We start from the raw sequence: 23556 nt of genomic DNA on the forward strand, positions 1-23556 counted from the left end.
TTTTTTGATTTATGCTCTGGCGCGCGTGCGTTGCGGATCCACAAACGGGATATCCACAACCACCCCACCAAGGCGTTTTAAGCGACCGTCCAATTGTCCAATTTCCAAGCGGGTGTCAGGCTCGGAAAATTCGATCGATAGCCGTACCATCGCAATGGCGCATTCAAACGTGGGCGAATACGTGGCAGAGGTTACCTCGCCTATTTGCCGTTCTCCGGCAAAGATCGGAGCGCCATTCGCGGGAACATCGCTGCCGCCCAGCGTCATGCCTTTTAAAACCCGACGTGGGTTTTCGGCATTTCGCGTCAATGCACCCTTGCCGACGAATTCGGGTTTGTTCAGATCAATCGCAAAGCCCAGCCCCGCTTCAAACGCATCCACACCTGGGGTGAATTCGGCACCAGCCGCAGCTAGCCCCGCTTCGATCCGAATGGTCTCAAGCGCGGCCGACCCCATTGGCGTGATGTTAAACTCTTGCCCGGCTTCCATAAGAGCATCCCAGAGCAAAAGCGCATCGGCCTGAGAACAGAACACCTCATATCCGAGTTCGCCGGTATACCCCGACCGTGACAGCATAAACGGCGCCCCGTCGCGGGAGTGCAGCCGGGCGATTGTGACACCAAACCACTTTAGTTGTTCGAGAGACGGGACATGCGGCTGCGTAAACACAATCTTGCGTAACAGGTCCCGCGAACGCGGCCCTTGCAGCGCCAGATTGGGAAGAGACCCTCGCATCGCATGAATGCGCACATGAAGGTTGTTTTCCAAGGCCAAAGCTTCAAGCACGCGGGCACTCTCTTCAGTGCCGCAACACCAGCGGAACAGGTGATCGCTTAGCCGGAACAGCGTGCCGTCATCAATCACAGCCCCCGTCTGATCGCACATCAAAGTATACGATCCGCGCCAAACCGACAGCTTTGCAACGTTGCGTGTCGTGGCCAATTGCAAAAGCTTCTCAGCATCCGGCCCGATGATGTCAAATTTCCTTAGGCCGCTCATATCCTGAAGGGTCACGGCTTCGCGACACGCCCAATATTCTCCGATCGAACCGACTGAAGGAAAGCTGACAGGTGCCCAAAGATCCCGCGCAGGTGCGAAGTCCTGCGTCAAAGGCTCCAACCGCTTGAAGAATGCAGACTCCTGACTGAGCGACATTGGGGCATCTTCCTTTTCACGATAAGCAACAGCGCGGCGAATTGGGGTGTTCGTCTTGTAAATCCGGACGTGTACGTCTGTTGGATTCCAGCCGTTGATCGGGTCTATGTCGTCCGGACAGGCGGTTGACACACAGGTGAGCCGCTCCATCGCTCGCATCGCCACATAATCACCAGGTCGTGAATAGCTCTCCGCAGTCCGGAGATCATGGGTGTGGGGATCAACCCAGGTATTCCAAAAGAAATTGATCGCAGGCCAGGCTGAACGCCGCCGTACTCCGAATGGGTCCAACGCCGCCGAAATATTGTCCGAGCAGTTTACGTGGCCTGGAAAACCGCGCTCTTCGTACCCCCGTGCGGTGCAGGCCAGTCCAAAGGTATCATGACGCCCACAAGTGTCCTGAAGTACATTCAAAAGCGGGTTCATGTCCTGATCAAAAAATTTGTCCAATGATCCGGGGCCCGGATAGCTGCGCCGAACCAGAGATCGCGTGGCCGTATTGTCAATCAACAGCTCTTCGCCCCTGTCCAGCCCGTCGGTGCGCAGCGCAAGAAAATCCGAACATTGCTGTCCTTCGACATCAATGATCTGAACAACTTCGCCGGGGGCCAATTCATAGGCCACGCCAGTACCCCGTGCGACGGTGAACTCGTCTCGCACATCTCCCAATTCAGGCGGCAAGATTGGCGTATTGCGTTGGGCGGGCTGAAAGGATGCCGTGACCCAGCTGTTGAGAGCGCCAGATACCAGTTGTTCGTTATTGCCCAAGCGCACCACCCAGACAGTGACGCGCGCTTTCACGCTGAAAACCACCTGATCTTCCGACGCCGGAACATTGGTGACGGGAATGTCACAAGATGCATTCCCACCCATTGCAGTCACCCAACCCAACAAAGCCCGACAATCAGCAGCATTCATGTCCAGCTTGCCTGTGGCATTTACCCCGAGGGCCGCGAGAGCATCTTTGCCTTTTGAGTCGAATGCACCGATCTGCAGATCGGACGTCAGCCAGCGGCCCGATAGTGAAAGCAGGTCCCCAGGCTGCATGTCAAACCGTTTAGCTTCTCGTGCCGCGAGCCGATGGGTTGTCCCGCTTTGCGCCTTAGGAAAGCCAAAGAAGGATCGCTCGGGAGAAGTCCACCCGATGTTGCTGAAGTCGTGAATGACCGAATGGGACGTCATGGAAACCTGCAGCCGCAGCTAAATGTAACTAGTTACATAAGTTGATGAAACTAGTTACATGTGTCAAGTTTATTTCTATAGCGCTTGCTGAACAGCCTCGATTAAGAAAGTAAATGACTGAAAAAGAGACAAAGAAACGAGCCAACCTCAGGGACGTGGCCAGAGCCGCCGGTGTTTCCGTCGCCACGGTTTCGCGTGTATTAAACACACCTGAGGCTGTATCCAAGCACACGCGCGACCGCGTCCAGCAGGCAATCGAATCCCTTCACTTTGTCCCCAGCGCAGCTGCCAGGGCCATAAACTCGGGGCGAACTCGGGTGGTGGGTGCTTTGGTGCCGACACTGGACAATGCGATCTTCGCCAGATTCCTCTCTGCACTCGAATATGAACTCGGCGAGTTCGGGTTATCCTTGGTGGTTGCAACAACCGCAGGAGACCCGGGAATCGAAGCCGAGAAGGCGCAACGTCTGATCGACATTGGTGCAGAAGCGCTAATCGTTTCCGGAATTACCCATAGCCCTGATTTCGACAACCTGATTTCTCGCACGCGGCTGCCAACCATAGCCACATCTTACTACGACGACGGATATTCACTGCCTACCATCGGCTATGACAATGCGCGCGCTTCCCGCATGGCACTGCAATACCTCATCGACGCGGGGCACCGCCAAATTGCCGTTATTCACGGCCCAGCGGACAACAACGACAGAACGCGGGCGCGCCTTTCAGGCCTGCTTGTCGATATGCCGGGTTTAGAGACTTTCAAATTTGAAACTAAAATCACTTTGGAAGGCGGCGCAACAGCCATCCAAAACGCCCTGAGCGCTGGAACTCACTTCACCGCCGTAATGTGCACGTCGGACGTTCTCGCGCAGGGCGTACTTTTCGAGCTACATCGGCAAGGCATGGTGGTTCCATCAAACGTCTCTTTGGTTAGCATCGATGACCTGCCCGTATCCGGTCAATCGGTACCAGGCATAACAACGGTTCACTTGCCGGTGGTTGAAATGGGAAAGAAGACCGCAAACGCGGTCATCCGATGGATTGAGGACGGCATCCGCCCTGACTCACAGTTGATTGATGTTACTCTTAAATTGCGACAGTCGGTGGCTGAAATAACATGACAGTTAGCAGGTAGCCCCCCTGAACTCGGATGACCGCTTGTCGCGCCAAATCAGCCCTTTTCTTATGCAGTTCAAATGCCTGGTTAGTCCGCCCACCGGACGTTCGATGGGCTACAATACGCAGCTAGACAGTGAGCGGCGACTCAGGAGCCCAATTTGCCTAACACTGCAGACCGATTGAATGTCAGCAATGCAGGTTGCGCCTGCGCTCGCGTTCGGCCCAACTTGGACGCTGCCTCCAAACCCATAATCTGCTTTGATGAAGCCAGAACCGCCACCCTAAACAAGTCCGTTTTGGGCAAACTGCCTATTTGCCTTTGAACTTGTGGCAGACGTCAATCACGCACAAGGTGACCGCCATCCACATCCAAGACCGAGCCCGTTAGAAACCCGTTTGTCATCGCCATGACAACGGCTTGTGCGATGTCCTCGACCTCTCCAACCCGTCCTGCGGGCAGGCTGCTGCCAACCTGCGCATACATGGCTTCACGTGTCTCTTCAGTCATTGCGGCATAGGCTTCGGTTGCAACCATGCCAGGGCTGACGCAATTCACCCGCGCCCGACCAGCCAACTCTAGCGCCAGCCCTTTGGCCAGCGCTTCGACCGCCGCGTTTACTGCGCCCAGGCCAGTAGCTCCGGCGGATGGGCGACGACTGAGCACGCCGGAAAAGAACGTGATGGAGCCGCCTTTGACCAACACCGGCAACACTTCACGTGCAGTCATATAGGGGCCGATGAACTTGGCCTCGAACATAGCGCGCAGATCGTCGATGGGCAGGTCGGTGAACGCCCCACGCGCAGCACTTGAAGCAGAGATCACCAAGTGGTCAACCGATCCCAGCCCTCTGGCCCAGGAGGACACTCCTGCTTCATCAGTCGTATCCACTGGCGCGATCCGTACCCCGCTCCCAATTTCGCCCGCGGCAGCCTGAAGCTTGGCAGTATTGCGACTGGCGATTGTAACTTTTGCCCCGAGGGCGGTAGCCATTTTTGCTGTTGCTTTCCCCATGCCGCTGCTGCCACCAACGATGACAATGTGTTTGCCACTCAGGGCGGCCTCGAAAACAGTGTTCATTGCTTTGATTCCTCTTTTACTGGATGGGTCAGTCGAAGCTCAGCACCAGCTTGCCGGTTGTTTCACCGGCTTCTAGGCGGCGGTGCGCCTCGGCAGCTTGACTAATGGGCAGGGAGGTGACTTGAGGGCGCAGAACGCCCCTCTCAAGCAGATCAAACACTGTGGCCATATCCGCGCCAAACTGATCAGGTCGATTGATGAAATAGGTGTATATGTCGCTGACACGGACCGAGACGGACTTTTGGAAGTGCTTCGCCAAGTCTTCGGCAAAACTGCCTGTGGTAGGACCGGCAAGAAACCCGAATAGAACGGTTGTGCCCAGAGGTGCCAGTACATCGAGGTCTGATTTCAGGGTATCGCCCGAGATCGGGTTCAGCGTCAGATCCACACCGCGCCCCTCGGTAAGGTCCATCACCCGCGCGGTGACATCCTCGGTGCGATAGTCGATGACGTGATCGGCGCCCTGATCTTTGGCATATCCAACCTTGGCAGTGCTGGTCGAGGCGATTACCGTCATGCCCAGATGCTTGGCAACATGCAGGGCCATGGTGCCGACACCCCCGGCTGCCGCGTGAACCAGTACCGATTTTCCAGCCGCCGCGCCGCCCAGATTGACCAGCATGTGATAGGCGGTCATCCCGTTGACGGGGATTGCAGCGGCTGTTTCGAAGTCCACGGTATCGGCCAGCCGAGTGACGTAGGGCGCAGCGATTAGCGAATGGGCACCGTATCCACCGGCCCCGATCGGTCCCATCCAAGCCACACGGTCCCCAACAAAAAAGCCTTCGGCACCCTCACCCAGCGCCTCGACCACACCGGCACCTTCGACCCCTGGTACATGAGGCAGATCGGGCATCATCCCCTCGGGCATCTCACCGCGTCGGATGGTCGTGTCGATAAAGTTGACCGCCCCGGCTGAGTTGCGGATCAGGATTTCCCCGGCATCGGGGGTCGGGGTCGCCTTGTTGGTCTTAAATAAGACGTCCGGTTTGCCGGTTTGGGTGATTTCCATGGCGAAAGGCATCAGCTATCTCCTTCTGTTGCGCAGAAGGTAGAGGTCACATCAAGCAATGATAATGATTGATATCAGGAGTTATAATCTCAAAAATAGAATAATGATCTACAACGACCTTGCCCTTTTTACTGTCGTCGCAAACCATCTGAGCTTTTCCAAGGCTGCAGACGGTCTGGGCATACCGCTCAGCCGGGTCAGCCGCAGGATTGCAGAGTTAGAAGACCATCTGGGCACCAAACTGTTCGAGCGGACAACCCGGCAGGTTCGCCTGACGGAGGAGGGCCGGCGCCTTCTGGACCGATGCCAGGATCCGATCGAGGCGTTGCAGGGTGTTGCAGGCTTTACCGACGATACCAGACGCCAGAGTATCCGCATCACGGCACCTCCGCTGGCAGCACGCACGACGATTGGCCCTCGGCTGTTGGATTTTGCGGAACAGAATCCGGATGTGGCGCTTGAGATGACCACCACCAACATCATGCTGGACTTCTTTCGCGACAATATTGATGTGGCTTTTCGGGTAGGCCCACTCACCGACTCCAGCCTTGTCGCGAAACGGCTCTGGTCGGTTCCCTACTGCTTTTGTGCCGGACAAGGGTTTATTGGAGAGCGTGGGCTAAGAGGGTTGATTTCCAGACCGGACTTTCTTGCTTTGCCCGCGCTGACAGCTGGTCAACCCTGGGTGCTAGAGAGCGGGGAAACACTGCACCCGAAGCAAACCGCACACAACTTAACCGACCTTGATGTCATTGCGCAGGCCGCCCGTCGAAACCTGGGTGTCGCGATGCTGCCTTCGGATATGGTAAACAGCGATCTAAAACGGCTTGAGGTTATAGACACCGTCCCTCTGACGCGGGACATGTTCGCAGTCTATCCCAGCCGCCGTCTGTTGCCCGCACGGATCAGGAAGCTAATTGATTTCATGACACCCGGCTGAACCTACCAATCAATTGCAACACCATCGCGAAAGAACCCTCCGGTCGGGCCGCCTTTCGGCAAGGTCGCTGCCCAGACGACTCCTTTGGCCCCTTCGGAAATCGGACGTCCCCCGCCGCCCATGTCCGTGGCAACCCAACCGGGGCACACGGCGTTGACGAGAATGCCTTGAGGTTTCAACTCAGCGGCGGTCTTGAGGGTCAACGCGTTCAACGCCGCTTTGGACACGCCATAGCCGGGTGTGCCGGCACTCATGCTGGTCAGCGACCCCGCGCCAGAGGACACATTGACGATCCGGGCATCCGTACCTCGTTTTAACAGTGGCACCGCCGCGATCGTCGTCTCCCATGGTCCGAAAAGGTTCGTATCGAATGCTTGGCGGACCCTGTCCAGATCGGCGTGGTGAACCTGTTGGTCGGCGTCATAATCCACGCCCGCGTTGTTCACCAGAACATCAAGGCGACCATAGACCGATTCAATCGTCAAAAAGAAAGCGGCAGCAACAGAGTCCGGATTAGAGACATCCAGTTGCAAGGCTTCCGCCCCATATCCGATTTCATCCGCAGCGGCCTGCCCTTTTGCCAAGTCGCGCACACCGATCAAAACTTTCATCCCATGGTCTCGGGCCAATTGCCGGGAGACCTCTTTGCCAATACCGCGATTGGCTCCGGTCACGAGTGCGACGCGCTGACTGGTCATGGTCCTTCCTCAATTTGCCTCGGCCGCGCGCTGACCGGCAAGAGCCACAAGCCCACGGTCACCGGATTCCCAGATTGCCGTCATGGTCATCGATGTGACAACCCAGCGATCATCTGATTTCTCAAGCTCATAATCATAGCGGCCACCCAGCACCCACAAGCCGTCATCAAGACGATGGGTTGCTGTGAAATCCGCCTGTGCCGTCGCAGATGTATCGGACAGGGAGGTGACGGTGTGATTGGTCACCATATGGTGCGTCGCGTCGAAACCGGGCAGAAAGGCGGACCATCCAGCTATAAGCTCGTCGGCGGGTTGTGTTACTGGGTCTCCGCCCCAGAGGCTGGTATAATCCGTCGTGACGGTATCGGAAAACGCGCCGCGTACGCGGGCCCAGTCGTGGCGGTCAGCACCTGCCGCGATGTCGGTAATGGCAGTCGAGATATCCGCTTGTTGTTCAGCAAAAGCCGCGGATCCGATCATAGAGACGGCCGCAAGGGTCGATGTGAGTTTTCTACGCATGAGGATGCTCCGAATAGATGAGGGTGGACGCCGAACGATTGCTCGGCGTCCGGACAGGGCTTAGTTGCTCGAACCGGCGCGGAAGTGGTCAGCGACGGTATCCGCTGCGCGGGTGACATCCGCGGGATTGTCGTAGAAGTCGAACTGCGTGACATCCTCCAGCCATTGCGCGGTCGCCTCGCCTGCAAAGCCGGCAAGGAAGGTCTGCACGCCCTGTGGGATCGCCGCGCTTTCCGAATGCACAATGGCCAGTGGCTTATCCAAACGCTGCGGATTGTCGGCGGGGTGATAGGTCAGCCAACCTTCCCAGCCCGCATTGTTCCATTTGTCATCGTATTCGGGGATCGCGCCACGGTCGGCCTCATAGTAGTATCCGCCGATTGGCATCAGCACGCCCTCGGCACCCTCGGGCCCTGCGGCAGGAATGATCTGGCCGCCAGCGGCCTCGGCGGCATGGGACACTTCAATCAGCCCTGCGACACCTTCTGCACCGCCATAAACCGCCTCGACGATCTGGGCGTTCTGCAACCAAGGTGCAACCAGACCCAGCCGCTGAACCAGCGGATTGCCAGAGACTGCATCGACCATGTACCCGGCCGAGGCACAAATCCCCAGACCGTTGATGTGGTCGGCATCTACTTCGGGCAAGGTCGCGACGAATGCAATCGCGGCTTGGATGTCCGATGTCTTGGCCTCGGGGCTTTCAACAAAGCGCACGTTGTTCGGCAGATCACCCGATTTGCCCCAACCGCGGAAATCGAAGGTGAAGGCCGCAAAACCGCGTTCGGCCATCTCGCGGGCATAGTTGGCGGGCATCTGTTCCTGAACCGAGGTCCAAGCCCCGGTCACGACGACGGTCGGCAGCGGCTCGGTTCCGCGCTCTTCCGGCAAATACAATGTGCCGGACATGGTGGCGCCTTCGTTCTCAAAGGTGACGGTGCGGGTTTCCACCTGCGCAACGGCGGCTGTCGACGCCATCAACGCGGCAGCAGTGTTCATAGCAAGGGTGTTCATAGCGGTATCTCCCAAAATCTGTCTGGATGGGCATACGCCCAATGACACCTGAGATACGACGCCGGCGGCAGGGATACTTGCACCGGACTGCCGCGTTTTTGAAAGATTCTGCTTCAGAGAGCCCGCGCTGCACGGAACGCGCGCGGGGTCTGGCCCACCACCTGTTTGAAACTGCGCGTGAAATGCGCCTGATCCGAGAACCCGCAGGCCAAAGCGATGTCGCCCAGAGGGCGCGCTGGGTCTTCGATCATCTTCATCGCCTGCTCGACCCGGTAGGCCATGACATATTGCATGGGGGTCGAGCCCAGCGTTTCCTTGAACACCCGCGCGAAATGCGAGGGGCTCATGCCCGCCTCAGACGCCAATTGATCGACGGTGATCGTTTGGTCCAAACGGTCCTGCACATAGGCCAGCACCCGTTGGTAGTGCTGAGAGGTAAAGCGCGAGGACAGCTCAACCTCTTCGGCGCGGCGTTTGCCGTATTTCTGCAGCAGTTTGACCAGAAAAACCCGGCTCATGGCTTCGAACATCACCGCCGAGGACATATCGTCGGTCGCAAGCGCGTCGCGCAGGATGACGCCCGCAGCACATAGGTCAGGATCAGAAAACTGCGGCTGGTCGTGAAACTGCTCCGGGGCCAGCAGCATACCAAGTTCAGACTGCGCAAATCGCTGAACCTTGTCCGGATGCAAAGTAATCACGATCACGTCGGACTGCCCGTACCACCGCCAACCCGACCGCATGCCTGCCGGGGTCACGATGACCTCATCCTTGCAAAAGGTGAAATCCCGCAGCGTGCCGTCCCGCCAGTTTTGCACGCGATGCCCCTTTTCCTGCAGGTTCAGGAGGATGTGGTGTTCCGAAAACACCTCTTCCGGCATCCGATCGGGTTCGGCGCGAAAATACCGCACTGACATCAAACCTGCCGCCGAAGGGCGCTGCATCGCATCGCTGTTCAGCAACGGTTCTGACGGGTAGATATCAGCGTATCTTAGGGGCAAAGAGCGGCTCCGGCTGGCACTATTCGATATGTGGGGTCTGCGCGCGCAGGGTCAAACGCTTTGCTGGCGCTTTATGTGGTCGATGAACAGCCTTAGGGGCATCATGGATTTATACTCGCGTGGGAAATACATGAAAAAGCCAGGGGTGGGTCCCAAGTGGTCGTCCAGAACCGGTTGTAACTCTCCCGCAGCGATCTGGGTGCCGACATAGGCCTTGAATGTATAGGCGAGGCCCAGCCCTCGCTTAGCCAGATCGACGGAGGCTGGAAGGGCGTTGGCGATCAGATTGCCCTGCACATCGACGTCATACCCTCCCTCGCTCGATTGAAAACTCCACGGCGCAATCTGGCCCGAGGATTGAAACCGGTAGCGGATACAAGTATGCCCCAGAAGATCACGTGGTGTGTCCGGGATGCCTCGTGCCGCCAAGTAGTCCGGACTGCCGACAACGGTCACCGGAAGCGGCGGCGTCAACCGCACTGCCACCATATCCTGCGCCACACGATCCCCCAGACGGAAACCGTCGTGCAGCTCTTCGCCCAGTATGTCTGACAGCGCATCCGTTAGCGACAGCTCCAACTCGATCTCGGGATACGCGGCGCAGAAACTGTTGAGGATCGGACCAACAAAGAGGTGATAGGCAAACTCGGGCATCGCCAGTTTCAACGTGCCCCGCGCGGCGTGACCGGTGCTGCGCGCGCTTTCGACGGCCTCAGAGAGTTGATCAAAGGCAGGCCCAGCGCCACGGATCAGGGCGCGTCCGGCCTCGGTCAGGCTGATCGAGCGTGTTGTCCGAATGAAAAGCGCGGTGCCCAACTGATCTTCCAACGATTTCAATTGATGGCTAACGGTTGACGGCTTGATACCCAGCGCCTCGGCCGCAGCACGTAGCGATCCGTGGCGCGCGATGGCCGTAAAGATTTCAAGCGTGGCAAGTGGCAGGCGCATCATATCTCCGAACTACCTCATTATTCGATATGATACATGAAAGTAATGCCAACTTGGTCAATTATCACGCGCAATGAAAATTATTAACTTTGTGTCACCACGTATTCAGGAGGACACAAGATGAACACTCTGACCAAAGTTGCTGCCCTCACCGCTGCTCTGATCACAGGAGAGATCGCCATGGCCGCATCCCCCGAAGACAATATCAAGGTCGTACAGGACTTCTTCGCCGCCTATGGCGCCAACGATCTGAACGGTATCGCAGCCGTGATGGACGAGAACGTAAAATGGCACATCCCGGGCTGCCATCCCTTGTCCGGAACGAAGACCGGTCGGGATGAAGTACTGGCGTTTTTCGAACAGCTGGGCACCGCCGGATTTCAGGCCGAACCCATCTATTTCGGAGCGGATGAAACCCATGTGGTTGATATCCACCGCGGCTGGTCGAACGCCGACGGCAAACCGAATGTCGATACGACCTGGGCGCTCGTCTACCGGATCGAGAATGGCAAGATCGTCGAGGCAACCAACCTGTCCGCCGATCAGGATGCGGCAAACACGTTTTTCTGGTCCCAGCACTCGCTGGCTCCGGTCCCTGAGCGGCTGGCTAAGTGAACTATCAACAGGTGATTCAAGTGACCGATTACCCCGAAATCCGCGGTTTCATCGCCGACTGGTTTGCCCGGTTCGACAGGCTGGATCCGATCGACGCGTTCCTGCCTGACCTCCATCCAGACGTAGAGTGGGATACGCCTGACATCGACACCGCACTTGGCGGACATGACCGGGTGCGGGCCTGGTATCGGGTCGTGTTGGAAACCTTGCAGCGCCCGACCGAGCATCACGTCAGCAAGATCGTAGTCAAGCCCGGTGCCGCACAGTTCGAAGTTCTGTTTCGCGCCACGACCGTTGCGGGCGACCTCATTGAAGCCAGCGTTCAGGAAGACTGGCGCTTTGAAACCCGACCCGATGGCCGCCCGCTGATCACTCACTATTCCGCAAAATTCTTGCAAGAGGCTGATACATGAAAACCCTCGTACTGACCGCCCATCCGGACCTGAGCAAATCGCGCATCAACCGCGCATGGTTCGACGCACTTTCTGATGTTTCGAACGTGACGCCCCGAGATCTAACCGCCATTGGTGGTGCCGAGATGCGTTTTGACACAGAAGCCGAACAGGCCCTCTTGCTGGCGCATGACCGGATCGTGTTTCAATTTCCATTCTACTGGTATTCCGCACCGCCGGTGATGAAGGCTTGGATGGATCAGGTGCTGAACTATGGGTTCGCTTACGGGCCGGGCGGGGACCGGTTGAAGGGGCGCGAGCTGTTGATCCTCGTCTCAACCGGTGGCCCGGAGCACAGCTATCACGCAGGTGGATACAACAACTTCTCCATGGCTGAGTTTCTGAAACCGTTCCAACAGATGGCGAACCTAGCAGGCATGACATATCTACGCCCGTTCGTGGCTCACGACATGGCGGTGGCAACTCAGGATCAGATTGACGAGAATGTGCCCCATATGCTGGCTTATTTGAGTGATCCCGAACTGGATCCAAGAGTGAGACAAGCCCGATTGCTCAAGCAACTAGAAGACGACCCCTCGCTGGCGGCGGCGGTGAGCTGAAGCCGACGGATCCCGCGTCTGGCAGAAAGGCATGAGTTTTTCAGCCGGCGTGGGTTCTTTCGTGACCAATGACAGCTAAAGTATCAGCGCGGAACAAGAGTGTGAGACCACGATGACCGAGACTGATCACCTGAAACACTGGTTGATTTCCGATGGTCGCCTGCTGGGCGACGAGGGTCTCATTGTCAAAGGGTATTGCGAAGGATTGGTGGCGCTTGGCGTACCCTTGGCCCGCGCAAGGATCGCCCAGAATTACTCGAATCCTTTGCTTAGCGCGTGGGGCATCATCTGGACGCCGGAAGAAACCCGCCGCTACACCGTTCCGACCACGGTTCTGGCAACAAGTGCATGGCACGGCAGCCCGTTTGAATATGTCGTCACGCAGCGGCGCCCATTGCGCAAACGCCTGACCGATCTTGACGTTCTGGAAGAACATCCGGTCTATGCCGAGCTGGCCGAAGTAGGTGCCACAGATTTTCTGGCCATCCCGCTGGAGCACGGCAACGGTTCGGTTCAGGGCACCAGCTTCACCTCGGACGCAGATGCTGGGTTTTCGGACGCACATATCCGATACATCGAAGACACGCGATACGCACTTGCCGCTGCTTTGGAACCCATCGCAATGCGTCATTCGCAAAAAAGCCTTCTGCAAACCTATCTGGGGCACGGTCCCGCCGAAGAGATTGATCAGGGCCACATAAAGCGCGGAGAACACAGAACAGTTTCAGCCGCGATCCTATTTGCGGATCTTCGTGGCTTCACTAGCAAAGCCTCATCCTGGTCCGAAGAAGCTTTGCTTGCCATGATGGGTGAGTATTTCGAAATGGTCGTGTCGCCCATCCAAGAACAGGGCGGTGACGTTCTCAAGTTCATGGGGGACGGCATACTTGCAGTTTTCAACATTGATGACGACGCGGAAACCTCGTGCAGATCTGCTGTGCTAGCTGCAGAACAAGCCCTGACCATCCTGGGAAACTACAACGAAACAGCCGCCGACACGGGAAAAGAGCCAATAGAATTCGTAGTCGGCATTGATTTCGGTCGCGTCACCTTGGGCAACATCGGCAGTCCGGATCGCTTGGATTTCACAGTTGTCGGACAAGCTGTGAATGTGGCCAGTCGTGTTCAGGAGCTATGTAAGAATTTGGATGAAAAGTTACTAGTGACGCAGAGCGTCGCAGAACATATGCCACACCATATGCAATCAGCCGGCTGTCACTCAATCCGCGGTTTATCCAATGAAATCGAGGCGTATAAGGTCCGAGAATAGCTTTTTCAAAGCCAGGTTTTCGGTGACCGCGACCACTGTTATCGCCTCGATCAAAAGAAATTTTCGTTTGCGCTGAACAAGTGGGAACTTCTGAACTTTTACCCGGGTCAACACAAGATAGAGAAGAGCTTACGACGGCCTCGCGCCTCTGACTATGTTTGCAATACGAATGCCAGTTTGAGGTGAAGTTGAACTATTACGTCGACTCAGAAGAGAATAACCGACGCCCACCTATGGTGTATCTTGGCTGTCGGAGATGTCTCGAAGGCGGACGCAAGAAGGAGGCTGGCGGCTTGGTCCGTGGTGCTGGGCTACTGCAGCTTCCTTAACAAGTAGGAAATCGTGTCACTTAATTCTAACCCAATAGCGGCGACTTCAGGATCAGTTGAAAGGTGAAGTTAACCTTTCGCGCCCATCTGGAAAATAGAATATTTGGGTGCCTTTAGCGAAATCGACATGAGTCTCAAATATTGTCAAAACGGCGCTTACTATGAGTGCTGCCAAACTGAATTTGGCACTTTCGACAACTGGCACTGCTGAGTTGGCCCGGTTCTTTTTGAGCCCTGAATTTGGGATTTTTCAACAAGAATTCCCGTTTTCGATCGGTTTTTGTCGTTGCTGATCAAACCAGTCCTCGATCATGTCCAGCAGTGCCGAAACGGCCCGGTAAGCTGCAGCCACCCGCCATGTGGGACGATGATCGTCCGTTTCCAGTATGCTTAACCGACCGTCGGTCACGTATGGCTTCAGCAAGTGGCGCGGCGCACACGTCAGCATGTCCACGCTCTGGACGACAGCCATGATCATTCCGTACTGATCTGTCGGAAGCGTCGCGCGAAACGGACTACCAGTTTCTTGCTCCAGAAAGGCGAGATGATTTTGCAAATCAAGGGGTACCTCGGTGCGAATTCATCTGAGTCTAATGTGGAACGTTGTGAGAATGCATTGGGCGCAGCCCGGCAGTTGGGCGCGTTGGCAACAGGTAATTCGCGGAAAAAAATCACCTCGAAAGCCAATGGATCTGGCTCACAAACTTACAAAGGGTTGGGGTGGCCGAATGAGAAGGTGCGCCAGGCTTGATGCTACTCCATGCAGGACCGCATCGTAGCGGTCAGCCTGCACTATCCTCCCGCAGCGGGGCAAACCGTCCTTCAGGCATGTCCACAGCTTTGTAAGCTTCGACAAAAGGCAGGATATGTTGATCCGGGCGCGCAAAGCGCCGATACATCCAGACAATGTCGGCAATTTTTATCCCCGGACGAATTTTGTAGAGCCTGTCTCGCGCGGAAATGGCTGCGTCTCGAGGACCCAGTTCAGCCAGAATTGCAACCTCAATAGAAACCGACCACCAGACGTCCGGCTGTGCACCCTTGCGATAGGTCTTCAGCGCTGTTTCGTAATCTCCGTTCAGGAAATGATACTCGGCCAGCGCCTGATACCAGTTTGGATCTGCTGCATTTGGGTCTAGCGCGATTGCATTTTCGACAAGCGCAGCCCCCAAATCCAGACGACCGGACCATATGAATTCATAGCCGATTTGCCCTTGCAGATAACGATCGGTTCCCAATGCCAGTGCTGTTTCGGCGGACGAGAAGAACCCGTCAAGATCGCGTTGAATCTGAAGCACAAGCGCCAGAAGGAAATGAGCGCGCGCAGAATAAGGGTTCAGCGACACTGCGTTCCGCGCGGCCTCTTCCGCGCGTTGGATTTTCTGGTCCTGTGCCCCTGGATAAAGCCCGGTAAAAAGCTTCACATCCGTCAGCAGTGCCTCGGCCAATTGCGCCCACCCGCGCCAATACTCGGGTTCGTCCTCGACAACCCGCACAATACAGCCCCGGACGCGCTCTTGCATATCTCGTCGGTTCAGAAAACCAACGCGCAGCAAGGAACATTCATAAGACGAGAGAAGTTCCGGAGGTTTCGCACGCGCATGACCTGCGTGAATGCGCTTGATCGCCCCGCCTGCGTCACCCAGAGCAGAGGCAACTTTTTCGGTGATGCTCAGTTGAACGTCTAAAATGTTTGAAGTCGTAAGACTTTCATCATACGCCCCAGACCAGACCTGATGCCCCGAGGTTGTGTCTATCAGTCTTGCCGTCACGCGCAGACGATCTGCAACCTGCCGGACGGAACCCTCCAGCACATAGTCCGCGCCGAATTTCTGCCGGATGCTGCTCGGGTCACTTTCGCCCGGCCCAACAGAATGGGTGGATTGGCGGGACAGTACATTGAGGTCCTGGTAGCTCCCCAGCTCAACAATGATGTCTTCGCCAATGCCAACAGCCAACAAATCGCGGGCGTCCGTATTGCTAAGGTTTTGAAACGGCAGAACCGCAACGGTCGGACCTGTTGGCTCTGACAACAGAGCGGCTTCATCAAAGGTCATGGCATCGGACGGCTCGTGATCAAAGCTGATCCACCACGCAATCAAGCTTGCAACGCCCAGACAAACCAACACCGATGCACCGGTCATCAACGGAAGTTTGTTGGATCGCTGTTCAGAGGCGGGTGCTCCGTCAAGCATGACGCGAAAAACCCGAACCGGTTCAGCGATATTCTTTAGGGTTTTGGGGCCGAGATCCTCAAACTCGGCATCTACCTTTGCCATTGCTTGCTGCGCGACACTCTCAGAAACTGCGACGCCCCCTGGATCCGCCAGACCTTCAATGCGAGAGGCAACATTCACCCCGTCACCATACAGGTCTCCATCAGCGATCATGACATCACCGAGGTTTATCCCGATCCGAAGTTGCAATCGCGACCCGTTGGCGAGGCCAGGAGCAGCCTCAGTCATTGCCCGCTGGATCTCGACACCACAGTTAACGGCATCGACAACCGAAGCAAATTCGACAAGAGCACCATCCCCCATCAACTTGACGAGGCGCCCGTGATGTCTCGCAATTGCGGGATCAAAAATCTCTATGCGCAACGTCTTGAGAGCGGACAATACCCCTGTTTCGTCGCTGCCCATCAACGACGAATACCCAACGACATCGGCAGCCATGATCGCGGCGAGTCGGCGCTGCATAGGACCCTCCTGCTCGCAGTTTAACGGATGTCGCGAAATCTCGACAGTGGATGCCCTACTGATAGTCTAACCAATTTGGCTGTCATGGTTCAGACTAAGTGTTCGCTTCACCTCAACGGCCCCTACTCTTAGCAGACACAGAAAATGTCAGCTTTCCGTCCAAATCAGACCTTCACTCCATAGACCCCATACTGCGGCGCGGCCTAGCAAACCAACCGCATGCTGCGCGCGCAATATCAGCCAATGACCGAATTGCGGACAACTTGCCAATTCGCCAGTAACTAAAACGACCGCTATCGGAAATTGACCGGCCCGAAAAGTTTGGCTCGTTACATGGCTTGGCGTTTGCGTTTTTCCTGCAGGGCTATTGAACAGTTTCGAAAACCCGATCTTGTCTTGGAGAGCACCCGAACTTGCGGGCATATTCTCTTGAGAATTGAGCCGGGCTTTCATATCCAACCCCGTAGGCAATCTCTGATATCTTTGCTCCGGTAGATTGAAGCTCATTGCGGGCATGAAGCAGACGCAGGTCTTTCTGGTATTGTAGCGGTGATGTTCCCGTTACCGCCTTGAACTGCTCGAAGAAGGCCGAACTGCTCATACCCACACGCCCGGCAAGCTCTCCGACAACAAGAGGATTGGCCAGATCTGACCGGATTTCGTGTGTCGCCGCGAGAATCCTGCTAGACGTGTTTTCGTGCCACACCAGTTTTTGAAGCGTGCCGCCATGTTGCCCGATCAGCAGGCGGGCATGGATTTCCCTAGCCGTGATCGGTGACAGCATGTGACGCGTCTCTTCGGTTTCGCACTGCTGAAAATACCGCAACAGGGCGCTTTTCATGTCATCATCGGTTTCAGCTAGGCAGATCGAAAATGGATCCGACACGCGTTTACTAGAAGATTGAGGCAGTGAGGATGCCAGACCGCGCACGAGATCCAGATCAAGGGGGAACACGAGCGCAACGTAGGGACGTTCGGGTGTGGCCTCGGTAATCCTTGAGACAACCGGCAGTGCGTTGCTGACGATCAGCGACTGCCCTGCCTGTACGGAGAGCGTTCTGGTACTGGTCCCAACCTCTTTGGCGCCTTGTAAAACCGCGCACAACAGCGGGCGGTAGACATTTGCGTCATGTTGAGTGGTCGAAGGATGGGTGAGAAAAACCGCCCCGCTTTCCTTATGTGTCAAGACACCCTGCGCGACGCCCGCGTGGTCAAGCAGATCCCGAACATAGTCCAATAGTGTATGAGGTCTCATGAATGCCTCCAGTCTGCCCTCATCGCTAGCACGGAATAAAAATGACTATTACTGAAAACGCTTACTTGTGGAGAATTAGGCAAGAAAATTGGAAGATATAGAAAGATACATCCTCTTTTTTGTCACTATTGTATGCTTATAAACTTGCGGAGCAACAATGTGAAAACCATTCTGATCACCGGGGCGTCATCCGGTATTGGCGCAGCAACCGCCCGACATTTCCAAGCGAATGGTTGGAATGTCGTCGCCACTATGCGCAACCCTGCAGGCAGCACCGATCTTAGGGCTTTGGAAAACGTGCATCTGACCCAACTGGATGTGACGGATGCGGGCTCAATTGCAACGGCCGTTCGCGATGGCATCGAACGGTTTGGCCAGATTGATGTTTTGTTGAACAATGCGGGTTACGGCGCCTACGGTGCACTAGAGGCCTTTTCGATGGATCGCATCCGACGTCAGTTTGACACCAACGTGCTTGGGTTGATGGAAGTGACCAAAGCGGTTCTGCCTCATTTCCGCCAGAACCGGTCAGGCACGGTCATAAATATCTCGTCCATCGGAGGACAGATTACATTTCCGCTTGGCGCGCTCTATCATGGTACCAAGTTCGCAGTAGAAGGGCTGTCCGAGGCGCTGCATTACGAATTGGAACCCCTTGGCATCCGAGTTCGTATTGTCCAACCAGGCATGATACGGACGAACTTCGGCGGCAGCTCTTTCGATTTCGCGATGGATGAGAACCTGTCGGATTACGCGCCTATGGCCGAAGCCATGGGGCGTCTTTTTGGCAAACTGGCCGCGAACCCTTCTGAACCAGAAACGGTCGCGCAAGTCATTTGGGATGCGGCCAACGAGACCGGAAACCGCCTGCGTTTTCGCGCAGGGCCCGATGCCGAAGAATTGCTGAACGCGCGCAAACAACAGGATGACGAGACGTTCATTGACGGCCTCAAGCAAAAGATGGCGCCCTGAAGGACCCTTTAGTCATTCGCAGAAAAAAGGGATGCTCCATGTACCGAAAAGCAATCGAAAAAGGTGGCCTGGCTGTTGTAACCGGGGCCGCAAGCGGTGTCGGCAAGGCCGCGGCCCAACGATTTATTCAAGACGGCTTGGGGGTTGTGCTGGTCGATCTGGCGGGCGAGGCCTTGGACAGAGCTGAGGCAGAATTGCGCGATCAGGCCGGGGCGTCCGCAATTGTTCAGGCGGTTCCGACGGATGTTAGCGACGCCAAAGCTGTGAATGCCTTGGCAGATCAGGTCTTTGCGCTCGGTGAGGTGGCTGTCCTGATGAACAATGCCGGTATCGCAGTGCCGTCCGGCAGCTGGGAAAACGCGGAAAACTGGCGCAAATTGTTTGAGGTCAATCTTTTTGGCGTCATGAACGGTGTCCATGCTTTTCTGCCGCGTATGATTAAGGCGGCGCGTCCGGCAGTAGTGATAAACACTGGGTCAAAACAGGGCATCACCACACCACCCGGAAACCCCGCTTACAATACCAGCAAAGCTGCTGTGAAGGTCATGACAGAAATGCTTGCGCATGATTTGCGGCAGGCCGAAGCGGATATCACCGCCCATCTGTTTGTGCCGGGATTTACCTATACCGGTATGATTGAAAAGTTTATGCCGGAAAAACCTGCCGCAGCCTGGACAAGCGAAGAGGCCGTTGACTATCTGCTGAGGCGCATGTCGGACGGGGACTTCTATATCCTCTGCCCTGACAACGATGTGTCAGAAGAACGCGACCGCAAACGGGTTGAATGGGCCATGGGCGATATCATCAACAATCGCCCGGCTCTTTCACGCTGGCATCCCGACTACGCGGATGCCTTTTCGACGCACGAGGTCTCGGAATAGTCAAACTAGACAAGATGCGGTGATAAATACACCGAGGGTGCTGGTGGATGGGGCGAGTAAGACCGTTGTGTATCTGACAGGGTCAACACCGAAACTTGAATCTGATCGGACAAAACCGGGGGATGTGGTCGGACACTCGTACGAACCACAGTATCAATTACTTTGGGATCGTTGCTGGCCTGAAGGGTTTATAACAATGGCCAAGATAACTTTGCCCCTTAGGATCAAGGATCGGCCCATTTCGGTCATTCGCCAGAGTACCTCAACGCTGCGGACGTTGACCACAACGCAAAGGATTGCACAGTATTGAACAGGCATAACCTCCAATTCCTTCGGTCGCCGGTCTATTTGGGATAGGTCAGCTCACGAAAATCGCCATTCCAATACGCCAGCGGTTTAGTCTCAGAGCTTTCGGCGCGTTCGACCTTGCCGATCAGAATGCGGTGCGTGCCGAATGAGACTGTCTGAATATGCAGGCATGTGAAGATTGCGGCAGCATTTGACAGGACCGGCAGGCTCGTCCGTTGGTCAATCGTCCAATGTTCAGAGGTAAAACTACGCTGATCCGTAAGGTCGGGGGCACCGGCGAACGCAAGCGCCAGCACGTCATGCTGAGGCGCGACATAGTTCACGCAAAAGATCCCGTGTTCCTCAATCATGCCCAGAATGCGGCTTTTCTTGTTGATGCAGATCAGCACTGCAGGTGGTGCTGCCGTCAGGGAGCAGGCTGCGCTGACGGTCGCGCCATGCGGGCCGTGCTCGCCGCTGGTAGTGACAATTGACACAGGCGTCACCGCCTTGCGCATTGCGGATGTAAATTCAGTAGGGTCCAGCATGTCGCCTCCGTCGGTCTCAGGCATTTCTGTGGCGGCGACCGCCTTGAATACAAGAACGAATTGCTTAAGCTTTGCCTAACAAAAACTTATGCAGGCCTGTGATGCGACGCGCCCTTCGAAACAAACTGGATCATCTTCGCCCCGGTGCTTTGTCGAAACTGGAACCAGTTGGCTTTGACAGCAATCGAATGCGTCGCCCGCTGCCGCCGTTGCAGACCCTGATCGCATTCGAAGCCGCCGCGCGGCTGCAGAGCTTTACGCTGGCCGCAGCGGAACTGAACCTGACACAACCGGCTGTCAGCCAGCAAGTCAAGCTGTTGGAGCATCGACTAGGCGTCAAACTCTTCCGCCGCCGCAACAACATGATCCTGCTGACCGAACAAGGTGAACAATTTGCCGAAGACGTGGCCGAGATCCTAAATACGCTGGGGGAAAGCGTACAGAACCTGGCCCCGGACGCCGGGCGGACGACGCTGACGGTTAGTCTGCTGCCCTCGTTTGCGTCGACATGGTTTGCCGCGCGGGCGCACCGGTTTGTGACGGCCAACCCTACGGTCGATTTGATCACTCTGTCGACCGTGGCAAAGACAGGCTTTGGCCAAGAGGATGCAGATGTCGCCATTCGTTGGGGGCCAGGCGGGTACGAGGACGGGTACGAGGAACGCCTATTCGGCGAGAAGCACATACTTGTGGCCTCTGCGCAAACGGCCGAAACGTTGCGCGACATGTCGGACATCAATGCGCTGGCGGATCGCCCCTTTCTGCACGACACAAATTACAGCGAGTGGCGCGCTGTGATCGAGAAAAATGGCGGTGATCCTGCGGCGTTCGAACGGGGGGCCTTTTTCGGCGACAGCAGTGCCACGGTGAACGCCATTCTCTATAGTCAAGGCATTGGCGTTGTGCGCGATGTGATTGCCCGGCATCTGCTGGTCTCGGGGGCTTTGGTGCAATTGCCATTCGAACCGGTCAAGGGGCCGTATTCCTACCACTTTATCTGCCCCGAACGGCGGGTAGAACAACCGCGCGTTCAGGCCTTTCTGACTTGGTTACGGAAGGAGGCACAATCTCCATAAGAAATTCTTTGCCACTGGTAAAGGATTCAACATTTGGTGCTTTGCCAGCTTTCCGACAAACTGCACAGACCAAGTGATGTAGCCAGACCGGAGCCCCAACGACATGGAATTTTCGTTGTTCAACCTGATGACCAAGCCTGTTGATGGCTCGTCGCATGCGGATGTGTTCAACCAGATGCGCACCATGACGAAAATGGTGGATGAGGCAGGCTTTGACGTCGCCTGGTTCGCCGAACATCACCTATCGAACTATTGCATCTCGCCCTCGCCGCTGATGACAGCCGCGAACATGGCCGCCCACACCAAACGGATCAAGGTCGGCCCTGCCGTGGTGGTGATGCCTTTCTACGAACCCTTGCGTTTGGTCGAAGATATCTGCCTAGCAGATCAACTGACCGAGGGCCGTCTGGTTCTAGGTCTGGGCACTGGCTATCAGCCCCGCGAATTTAAGAAATTCGGATTCGATATCGACGACCGTCTGATGCGCGGGCTGGAAATCTGGGATTGCATCGAACAGGGCGTCTATGGCGGCGTGATCGACTTTCAGGGCGACCACATTCAGATCAGCGACGCGGCCCTGTCCATCGCTCCGGTTCAGGATCGTATCCGCACCTTTGCCGTCGGAAACGCACCAGAGATGCGCCAGAAGATGATCGACTACGGGGCCGAAACGCTGACCACGCCGGCTATCGGACCAAACGCGATCGTGGGCACTGCGCGGCGGTTGTACAAGGAAACGCGCATCGAGAACGGCCTGACGGGGGATGATTTCCCCTTTGCGGTGCAGCGCTATGTCTATGTCGCTCAGGACAAAGACGATGCCCGTGCGGCAGCCGAGCAGGTGCTGATCCATGCCCGCATGGCCAACAACATGCGCCGCGCCGAACCGCTGATGGAGGGCGCGGACCTCAAGATCGTGCCCTTCGACAACGAACCGGATATCGACACGGTTCTGCAGCGCGCCATCATTGGCGATGCCGAAGACATCACGCAACGTCTCGTGGCCGAAGCGCGCGAGTTTGGCATCACGCATCTAAGCGTCTTCATGCAGATTGCTTCGATCCCCTTTGCCAACACCCTGCGCTCGCTCGAGGTGTTCTGCGATCAGGTCATGCCTGCGGTGAATACCGCGCTTGCGGCGGATAAGGCGGCGCTCGCCTCATGAGCGGGCCGAATTTCTCGCTGGCTGGCAAAACCATTCTGATCACCGGAGCCGCACGCGGATTGGGTGCGGCGATGGCACAGGCCTGCGCCGCACAAGGTGCGCCACTGTGCCTGCAAGACATCAACGGCGAGGCCCTCGAAGGCACAGCAGACGGCTTACGCGCGGATGGAGCAACTGTCCGAACGGCAGCTTTTGACCTAACCGATTTCGACGCCTGCACCGATTGGGTGCAGGGTATCGGCCCGATCTGGGGTCTGATTAACAATGCCGGGATCACCAATCACGGGCACGTACTGGACCACACGGTTGATGACTACCGCTCGATCTATGATCTGCATGTCTTTGCACCCTTTGTACTGGCGCGTGAAGCGGGCCGAGTGATGCGTGCCAATCAAGGGCCTCAGCGAGGGCGGATCGTTTCGATCTCGTCCATTGCCGCCACACATCCGCGACCGGGGGTCGGCAATTATGCCTCGTCCAAAGCGGCCGTCGCAGGTTTGACTCGGTCGCTAGCGGCGGATTTCGGTACGGACGGCATCTGCGCCAACGCCATCGCACCCGGCTATGTCCTGACCGAGATGAACCGTAAAATCCTGGGCGACGAAGGTTTCGTGCGCCGAATTGAAAACCGGACACCAGCAGCGCGGTGGGCGGATCCAGCGGAAATCGCGGCACCTGTGGCTTTTCTGATGTCCGAGGCCGCCTCTTACATCAACGGGCAATTGATCGCCGTTGACGGCGGTATGAATGCCTTTTTGCAATCCAATGAGGGATGAC

23 protein-coding genes are annotated in these 23556 nt (G+C 56.4%); 11 read left to right on the forward strand and 12 right to left on the reverse strand.

Annotation, left to right across the window (positions count from 1 at the left end; all coding sequences use genetic code 11):
* Positions 1 to 9: 9 nt before the first annotated feature.
* Positions 10 to 2337, reverse strand: coding sequence for an aminomethyltransferase family protein (locus AC2FJ6_RS11990; RefSeq protein ID WP_170773765.1), 2328 nt, complete (start codon positions 2335 to 2337; stop codon positions 10 to 12).
* 113 nt (positions 2338 to 2450) lie between these two features.
* Here AC2FJ6_RS11990 and AC2FJ6_RS11995 point away from each other — a divergent pair, with 113 nt between their 5' ends.
* Positions 2451 to 3461, forward strand: a complete 1011-nt coding sequence (locus AC2FJ6_RS11995; protein ID WP_170773763.1) for a LacI family DNA-binding transcriptional regulator — start codon at positions 2451 to 2453, stop codon at positions 3459 to 3461.
* Positions 3462 to 3796: 335 nt separating this feature from the next.
* Here AC2FJ6_RS11995 and AC2FJ6_RS12000 read toward each other — a convergent pair whose 3' ends face one another.
* Together AC2FJ6_RS12000 and AC2FJ6_RS12005 are read right to left on the reverse strand one after the other, a co-directional pair.
* Complete coding sequence (locus AC2FJ6_RS12000) at positions 3797 to 4537, reverse strand: SDR family oxidoreductase (RefSeq protein ID WP_496669132.1); 741 nt, start codon at positions 4535 to 4537, stop codon at positions 3797 to 3799.
* A 28-nt stretch (positions 4538 to 4565) separates the two neighbouring features.
* On the reverse strand, positions 4566 to 5561 hold the full coding sequence (locus tag AC2FJ6_RS12005) for a quinone oxidoreductase family protein (RefSeq protein WP_496669134.1): 996 nt from the start codon (positions 5559 to 5561) through the stop codon (positions 4566 to 4568).
* A gap of 91 nt (positions 5562 to 5652) precedes the next feature.
* On the opposite strand from AC2FJ6_RS12005, the gene AC2FJ6_RS12010 reads away from it, so the two are divergent.
* On the forward strand, positions 5653 to 6489 hold the full coding sequence (locus tag AC2FJ6_RS12010; RefSeq protein WP_170786985.1) for a LysR family transcriptional regulator: 837 nt from the start codon (positions 5653 to 5655) through the stop codon (positions 6487 to 6489).
* Positions 6490 to 6491: 2 nt separating this feature from the next.
* Here the strand turns inward: AC2FJ6_RS12010 and AC2FJ6_RS12015 are convergent, their stop codons facing one another.
* The 5 genes from AC2FJ6_RS12015 to AC2FJ6_RS12035 all read right to left on the reverse strand — a co-directional run bounded on the left by AC2FJ6_RS12015 (position 6492) and on the right by AC2FJ6_RS12035 (position 10669).
* Positions 6492 to 7187, reverse strand: a complete 696-nt coding sequence (locus AC2FJ6_RS12015) for an SDR family oxidoreductase (RefSeq protein ID WP_496669136.1) — start codon at positions 7185 to 7187, stop codon at positions 6492 to 6494.
* 9 nt (positions 7188 to 7196) lie between these two features.
* The gene (locus AC2FJ6_RS12020; RefSeq protein ID WP_480551980.1) at positions 7197 to 7706 is read right to left on the reverse strand and encodes a nuclear transport factor 2 family protein; all 510 of its coding nucleotides are present in this window, start codon (positions 7704 to 7706) and stop codon (positions 7197 to 7199) included.
* Positions 7707 to 7766: 60 nt separating this feature from the next.
* A complete protein-coding gene (locus tag AC2FJ6_RS12025; RefSeq protein ID WP_170773751.1) occupies positions 7767 to 8720 on the reverse strand; it encodes an alpha/beta hydrolase in 954 nt (317 codons plus the stop codon).
* A gap of 113 nt (positions 8721 to 8833) precedes the next feature.
* Positions 8834 to 9721, reverse strand: a complete 888-nt coding sequence (locus AC2FJ6_RS12030; RefSeq protein ID WP_496669138.1) for a helix-turn-helix domain-containing protein — start codon at positions 9719 to 9721, stop codon at positions 8834 to 8836.
* 51 nt (positions 9722 to 9772) lie between these two features.
* Complete coding sequence (locus tag AC2FJ6_RS12035) at positions 9773 to 10669, reverse strand: LysR family transcriptional regulator (protein ID WP_496669140.1); 897 nt, start codon at positions 10667 to 10669, stop codon at positions 9773 to 9775.
* A 120-nt stretch (positions 10670 to 10789) separates the two neighbouring features.
* On the opposite strand from AC2FJ6_RS12035, the gene AC2FJ6_RS12040 reads away from it, so the two are divergent.
* The 4 genes from AC2FJ6_RS12040 to AC2FJ6_RS12055 all read left to right on the forward strand — a co-directional run bounded on the left by AC2FJ6_RS12040 (position 10790) and on the right by AC2FJ6_RS12055 (position 13566).
* Positions 10790 to 11284: a nuclear transport factor 2 family protein gene (locus AC2FJ6_RS12040; RefSeq protein WP_214646837.1), complete on the forward strand. Its 495-nt coding sequence runs from the start codon at positions 10790 to 10792 to the stop codon at positions 11282 to 11284.
* Positions 11285 to 11304: 20 nt separating this feature from the next.
* A complete protein-coding gene (locus AC2FJ6_RS12045) occupies positions 11305 to 11697 on the forward strand; it encodes a nuclear transport factor 2-like protein (protein WP_170773745.1) in 393 nt (130 codons plus the stop codon).
* The gene (locus AC2FJ6_RS12050) at positions 11694 to 12296 is read left to right on the forward strand and encodes an NAD(P)H-dependent oxidoreductase (RefSeq protein ID WP_496669142.1); all 603 of its coding nucleotides are present in this window, start codon (positions 11694 to 11696) and stop codon (positions 12294 to 12296) included. Before AC2FJ6_RS12045 ends, AC2FJ6_RS12050 begins: the two co-directional genes overlap by 4 nt.
* Before the next feature lie 112 nt (positions 12297 to 12408).
* On the forward strand, positions 12409 to 13566 hold the full coding sequence (locus tag AC2FJ6_RS12055) for an adenylate/guanylate cyclase domain-containing protein (protein WP_170773741.1): 1158 nt from the start codon (positions 12409 to 12411) through the stop codon (positions 13564 to 13566).
* A 579-nt stretch (positions 13567 to 14145) separates the two neighbouring features.
* Here the strand turns inward: AC2FJ6_RS12055 and AC2FJ6_RS12060 are convergent.
* From AC2FJ6_RS12060 to AC2FJ6_RS12070, 3 genes are all read right to left on the reverse strand, one after another.
* Positions 14146 to 14451, reverse strand: coding sequence for a LysR substrate-binding domain-containing protein (locus AC2FJ6_RS12060; protein ID WP_170773738.1), 306 nt, complete (start codon positions 14449 to 14451; stop codon positions 14146 to 14148).
* Positions 14452 to 14677: 226 nt separating this feature from the next.
* Entirely contained in the window at positions 14678 to 16594 is a 1917-nt protein-coding gene (locus AC2FJ6_RS12065) for an adenylate/guanylate cyclase domain-containing protein (RefSeq protein ID WP_496669144.1), read from the reverse strand.
* A 364-nt stretch (positions 16595 to 16958) separates the two neighbouring features.
* A complete protein-coding gene (locus AC2FJ6_RS12070; protein ID WP_496669146.1) occupies positions 16959 to 17780 on the reverse strand; it encodes an AraC family transcriptional regulator in 822 nt (273 codons plus the stop codon).
* A 228-nt stretch (positions 17781 to 18008) separates the two neighbouring features.
* Here AC2FJ6_RS12070 and AC2FJ6_RS12075 point away from each other — a divergent pair, with 228 nt between their 5' ends.
* Complete coding sequence (locus AC2FJ6_RS12075; protein ID WP_170773732.1) at positions 18009 to 18821, forward strand: SDR family oxidoreductase; 813 nt, start codon at positions 18009 to 18011, stop codon at positions 18819 to 18821.
* A 38-nt stretch (positions 18822 to 18859) separates the two neighbouring features.
* On the forward strand, positions 18860 to 19702 hold the full coding sequence (locus AC2FJ6_RS12080) for an SDR family NAD(P)-dependent oxidoreductase (protein ID WP_170773730.1): 843 nt from the start codon (positions 18860 to 18862) through the stop codon (positions 19700 to 19702).
* Between the two features lie 344 nt (positions 19703 to 20046).
* On the opposite strand, the gene AC2FJ6_RS12085 is transcribed toward AC2FJ6_RS12080, so the two are convergent.
* Positions 20047 to 20538 carry a flavin reductase family protein gene (locus AC2FJ6_RS12085; protein ID WP_496669149.1) on the reverse strand — a complete coding sequence of 164 codons (492 nt, stop codon included), beginning with the start codon at positions 20536 to 20538 and terminating at the stop codon, positions 20047 to 20049.
* 101 nt (positions 20539 to 20639) lie between these two features.
* Between AC2FJ6_RS12085 and AC2FJ6_RS12090 the strand changes: the two genes are divergently transcribed.
* The 3 genes from AC2FJ6_RS12090 to AC2FJ6_RS12100 all read left to right on the forward strand — a co-directional run bounded on the left by AC2FJ6_RS12090 (position 20640) and on the right by AC2FJ6_RS12100 (position 23555).
* Positions 20640 to 21614: a LysR substrate-binding domain-containing protein gene (locus tag AC2FJ6_RS12090; RefSeq protein WP_170787007.1), complete on the forward strand. Its 975-nt coding sequence runs from the start codon at positions 20640 to 20642 to the stop codon at positions 21612 to 21614.
* Positions 21615 to 21717: 103 nt separating this feature from the next.
* The gene (locus AC2FJ6_RS12095; protein WP_480505004.1) at positions 21718 to 22779 is read left to right on the forward strand and encodes an LLM class flavin-dependent oxidoreductase; all 1062 of its coding nucleotides are present in this window, start codon (positions 21718 to 21720) and stop codon (positions 22777 to 22779) included.
* On the forward strand, positions 22776 to 23555 hold the full coding sequence (locus AC2FJ6_RS12100; protein WP_496669152.1) for an SDR family NAD(P)-dependent oxidoreductase: 780 nt from the start codon (positions 22776 to 22778) through the stop codon (positions 23553 to 23555). Before AC2FJ6_RS12095 ends, AC2FJ6_RS12100 begins: the two co-directional genes overlap by 4 nt.
* Position 23556: the final 1 nt, after the last annotated feature.

The sequence above is a fragment of the Ruegeria sp. CDSA089 genome (assembly GCF_059612205.1).